The organism is Streptomyces sp. M-16, from assembly GCF_052114405.1.
Lineage (GTDB): Bacteria > Actinomycetota > Actinomycetes > Streptomycetales > Streptomycetaceae > Streptomyces.
In genome coordinates this window covers 1-3,784 of sequence record NZ_JBFRER010000251.1, presented here as the reverse complement: position 1 = coordinate 3,784, position 3,784 = coordinate 1, and the positions used below count along the sequence as shown (strand labels likewise).

Annotated in this window: 2 protein-coding genes and 3 pseudogenes; 2 read left to right on the top strand and 3 right to left on the bottom strand. The window is 67.3% G+C overall.

Annotated features, from left to right (window positions below; all coding sequences use genetic code 11):
* Positions 1-94 (bottom strand): annotated as a pseudogene (locus AB4039_RS41730) (IS5/IS1182 family transposase); the annotation flags it as partial.
* A 137-nt stretch (positions 95-231) separates the two neighbouring features.
* Between AB4039_RS41730 and AB4039_RS41725 the strand changes: the two are divergent.
* A pseudogene (locus AB4039_RS41725) lies at positions 232-1,669 on the top strand (IS1380 family transposase).
* 1,164 nt (positions 1,670-2,833) lie between these two features.
* Here AB4039_RS41725 and AB4039_RS41720 read toward each other — a convergent pair.
* Entirely contained in the window at positions 2,834-3,142 is a 309-nt protein-coding gene (locus AB4039_RS41720) for an immunity 53 family protein (RefSeq protein ID WP_442273250.1), read from the bottom strand.
* 62 nt (positions 3,143-3,204) lie between these two features.
* Here AB4039_RS41720 and AB4039_RS41715 point away from each other — a divergent pair.
* Positions 3,205-3,504 (top strand): annotated as a pseudogene (locus tag AB4039_RS41715) (helix-turn-helix domain-containing protein); the annotation flags it as partial.
* A gap of 33 nt (positions 3,505-3,537) precedes the next feature.
* Here AB4039_RS41715 and AB4039_RS41710 read toward each other — a convergent pair.
* Positions 3,538-3,784, bottom strand: a 247-nt coding sequence (locus tag AB4039_RS41710) for an integrase core domain-containing protein (protein WP_442273249.1), incomplete at its 5' end; no start/stop codon positions are given.

The window sequence follows — 3,784 nt, the reverse complement described above, 5'->3', positions numbered from 1 at the left end:
GCAAAACGGTCACCAGCTTCCCGAAACAGCGCGGACTCAGCCCCGTGAACGGGGCTATCCAAGACGGCTCCGACGCCGTGATCACACCAGCCACACCAAGATCATCTCACCTGTGACCAGCAGTTACGGGACAACCCTTAGCCTCGCCGTTTCGGTGTGGTACGGCAGCTGGTGAGGCGGAAACGCGAAAGTGCCTTCCTGACTTGGAACGATGAACTTTGCTGAGGGGTTCTGTCGGTCCAAGTGGAGGGCACTTTCTACGTGCAGGCTATCGGGTTGCGTCCCAAGGTCCGTGTCAGCGCCGATGGTTCCGGGGTGGTCGGGCATGCCGGGGCACGGTTGCTGGCGGATCTCGCTGATGCCACCGGGCTGACCGCCGCGTACTCCGCCGCTCTCAGGCCGCTTCGGCCGCGCGGGACCGGGCATGATCCGGGCCGGATCGCCACCGACCTGGCGGTGATGCTCGCCGACGGAGGCGAGGCCATCGCGGATCTGGCCGTTCTGCGGGACCAGGGCGAGGTGTTCGGCCCCGTCGCCTCGACACCGACGGCCTGGCGACTGCTCGCCGACACCGACGAGAGGACACTGACCGCTCTGCGCTCGGCCCGTGCCCAGGCCCGGGAAGTCGCCTGGCTGCAAGCCGCCGAGCAAGGTGAGGGCATACCCGCAGTCCGGGCCGCGGGACGCATGCTGCCCGGGCTGGTCCTGGACCTCGACGCCACGCTGGTCACCTGCCACTCCGAGAAAGACCAGGCCGCACCCACCTACAAGGGCGGCTTCGGATTCCACCCGCTGCTGTGCTTCCTCGCGAACACGGGAGAGGGATTGTCCGGCCGGCTGCGGCCCGGAAACGCCGGCGCTAACACCGCGAGCGACCACATCACGGTGCTCGACCAGGCACTCGCGCAGATCCCCGACGCCCACCGGCACGGCACTGACATCCTTGTCCGCACCGACAGCGCCGGATCCGCGAAGGCCTTCCTCACCCACGTCCGAGACGTGCGGAAACGAGGAATCATTACCTTCTTCTCAGTCGGATACGCGGTCACCGAGCCGGTCCGCCACGCGATCCGGGCCATGCCCGACCATCTCTGGCATCCCGCCCTGGACCAGGACGGCTCGCTCCGTGCCGGCGCCGAGGTCACCGAGCTGACCGGGATGGTCGAGCTGACCGGCTATCCGGCCGGCACGCGCATCATCGTGCGCCGCGAGCGACCACACCCCGGCGCCCAGCTGTCCCTGTTCGACCAGGACGAGGGCCTGAGGCACCAGGTGCTCCTGACCGACACCCCCTACTCCGGTGGTGGGTTCCGCCCAGTTCCTGGAGGTCCGCCACCGCGGTCATGCCACCGTCGAGGACCATATCCGGTGCGGCAAGACCACAGGCTTCGGCCGCTTCCCCTCCCGCCACTTCACGATCAACTCGGCCTGGCTCGAACTCAGCCTCGCGGCGATCGACCTGCTGGCCTGGATGCGCGTCCTGCTGCTGGACGGGGAGCTGGCGGCTGCCGAGCCGAAGAAGCTCCGCTACCGGCTGCTGCACGTCGCCGCCCGCCTCACCCGGGGCGGTCGGCGACTGCGCTTGCGGATATCGCAGACCTGGCCCTGGAGACACGAACTGGCCACGGCCTTCCACCGCCTCGCCGCACTGCCCCGTCCCGCCAGCTGACCAGCAAACCCCTGACCGCCCACGACCCGAAAGACCTTGGAGAACCCGACCCCCGCGCCGGGACTCCGCCATGCTCAAGCAACGAAGTCACCTCGCCCACCTGGCAGCAGACGATCAGCGACGTCTCATCACCCCAACCGAAACGGCGAGGCTAGCGCTGCGCGGCGGCCACACCGGGACTCACTGATTCCAGGTGGCGCCGGGCAGATGTGCCTCGTCGCGGACGCTTTCGCAATGCATCGCAGCTGGTCAAGGGCGAGGCGAACGGATCCATGGTCGCTAAAGACGTCGACTTGCTCGGCTTCTGGAACAGCGGCACAGCGCTGACCACGCTCCTCGACCTGGACATCGGCCGCTCCGGCACCAACCGAGAGCTGACCCCGGACAACTGAGCCCTCCTGCCGCTCAGCGCCCTGTGGCTATGCCCTTCCAGCCGTGCCCGAGCCCGCGGCGCCGGGGCCGCCATGACGGGGCAGATTGCGCCGGGTGGGTGTTGAGCGCTTCGGTCACCTGCCGGGCTGCGCTCGGGGAGAGGCCAGCGGTGACCTGTCCGGAGGCGAGGACCCGTGCGTACGTCCCCGGCCCGTAGGTGGCAAGGGCCAACGCGATTGAGGCCGCGGCCGTCTCGGCCAGCCCGGCGCCCCAGTGGAGTTCGTCCAGGCGGCTGGCGGGAGAGTTCGAGGCGGGCGGCGAGGAGCACGACGGGGCCTGGGCGTGAGCCGGGTCCAGCGTGAGCGGGCCGAGCCGGTGGACCCAGTGATAGGTGAGACTGTGCGCGGCGAGGCCCGCCGCAGGCCGGTGCTCAGCACCGGAGGGTCTACACAAAGCCCTCGGTGGCTTGCGAGGCTGCTGCGTACCATCCGTCCATGACCGAGCAATGGACCTCAGCTCTGAGTGTTTTCAACGGGTTGTTTTGGCCCCACCGGAACGGTCTGCAGTGGCCCCACTTTTGGGCCGTGTGGGTGAATGGTTCAGGTGGTGTCCCGGAGGAACGGGTTGAAGTGGCCCCACCCCTGATGGAGACATTTGATCTGCCCACCTCGTCCTCACATGGCCTCAGAGTTGCTCATCGCAACTCCCCAGGCCCACCCCCGCGCTTCCCCTTAGGTCTAGTGCTCTGACCGCATAGGTTCACCGGTTCCCTGCCTCCGGCTCTGCACTGGCTCAGGGAGTGGTTGTGGTGGCCCAGGTACGGAAAAGCGCAAGAGCCTCGCTGAGGTTTCCGGGGCCGCACGCGGCGTGGAATGTCTTCTCAGCGGTCCAGGCCCAGACCCAGTCCTGCGTGCTGCGATTGACGTCCTGACGGGGGTACTCGCGGCCTTCCAGGTCCGTCTCCTCCAGATCGATTTCGACGGTCCAGCCGGGGTTGTCTAGCGTGGCGATCTTCACACCCCACTCGTGCTCCCAGTCGCCGTCGCACTGCTGCGCGTACCAGTCCTGCAGCCAGGCAAGAAGATCCTCTGAATCGCTCATGACAGGAGATGCTAAGCGAGTCGCGTATTCGGGCTCGGGCATGGCTGGCAGCGGGAGAAGCAATGGCGGAACCAGTACGAGTACGCAGACTGACCGACCAGGAAGGACAACGACTGCAGCAGATCGTGCGCCGGGGCAGTACCAGTTCGGTGCGCTACCGCCGCGCAATGATGCTGCTGGCGTCGGCCGGCGGGAACCGGGTGCCGGTGATCGCCCAGCTGGTCCAGGCGGACGAGGACACGGTCCGCGATGTGATCCACCGGTTCAACGAGATCGGCCTGGCCTGCCTGGACCCTCAGTGGGCGGGAGGCCGTCCCCGCCTGCTCAGCATTGACGACGAGGAATTCGTCATCCAGACGGCCTGAAGTGACCCCTCAGGTCCCGACACTTCTGTTTTATGCCGCGAGGTCCAGCCGTCGATGGCAGCGGACCCTTGCCTGGTACGGCGTGATGTAGCCGATGGTCGAGTGGAGCCGCTCCCGGTTGTAATGTTCCGCGATCCACCGGAAAACGTCCTGCCGAGCCTGCGCCCGGGTTTCCCAGACGGTCGTACCGATCTCTGCCTTCAGGACGGCGAAGAAGCTCTCCGCGGCGGCGTTGTCGAAGCACGAACACGAACCGGTGCGCCCGGCACTCTGTCGA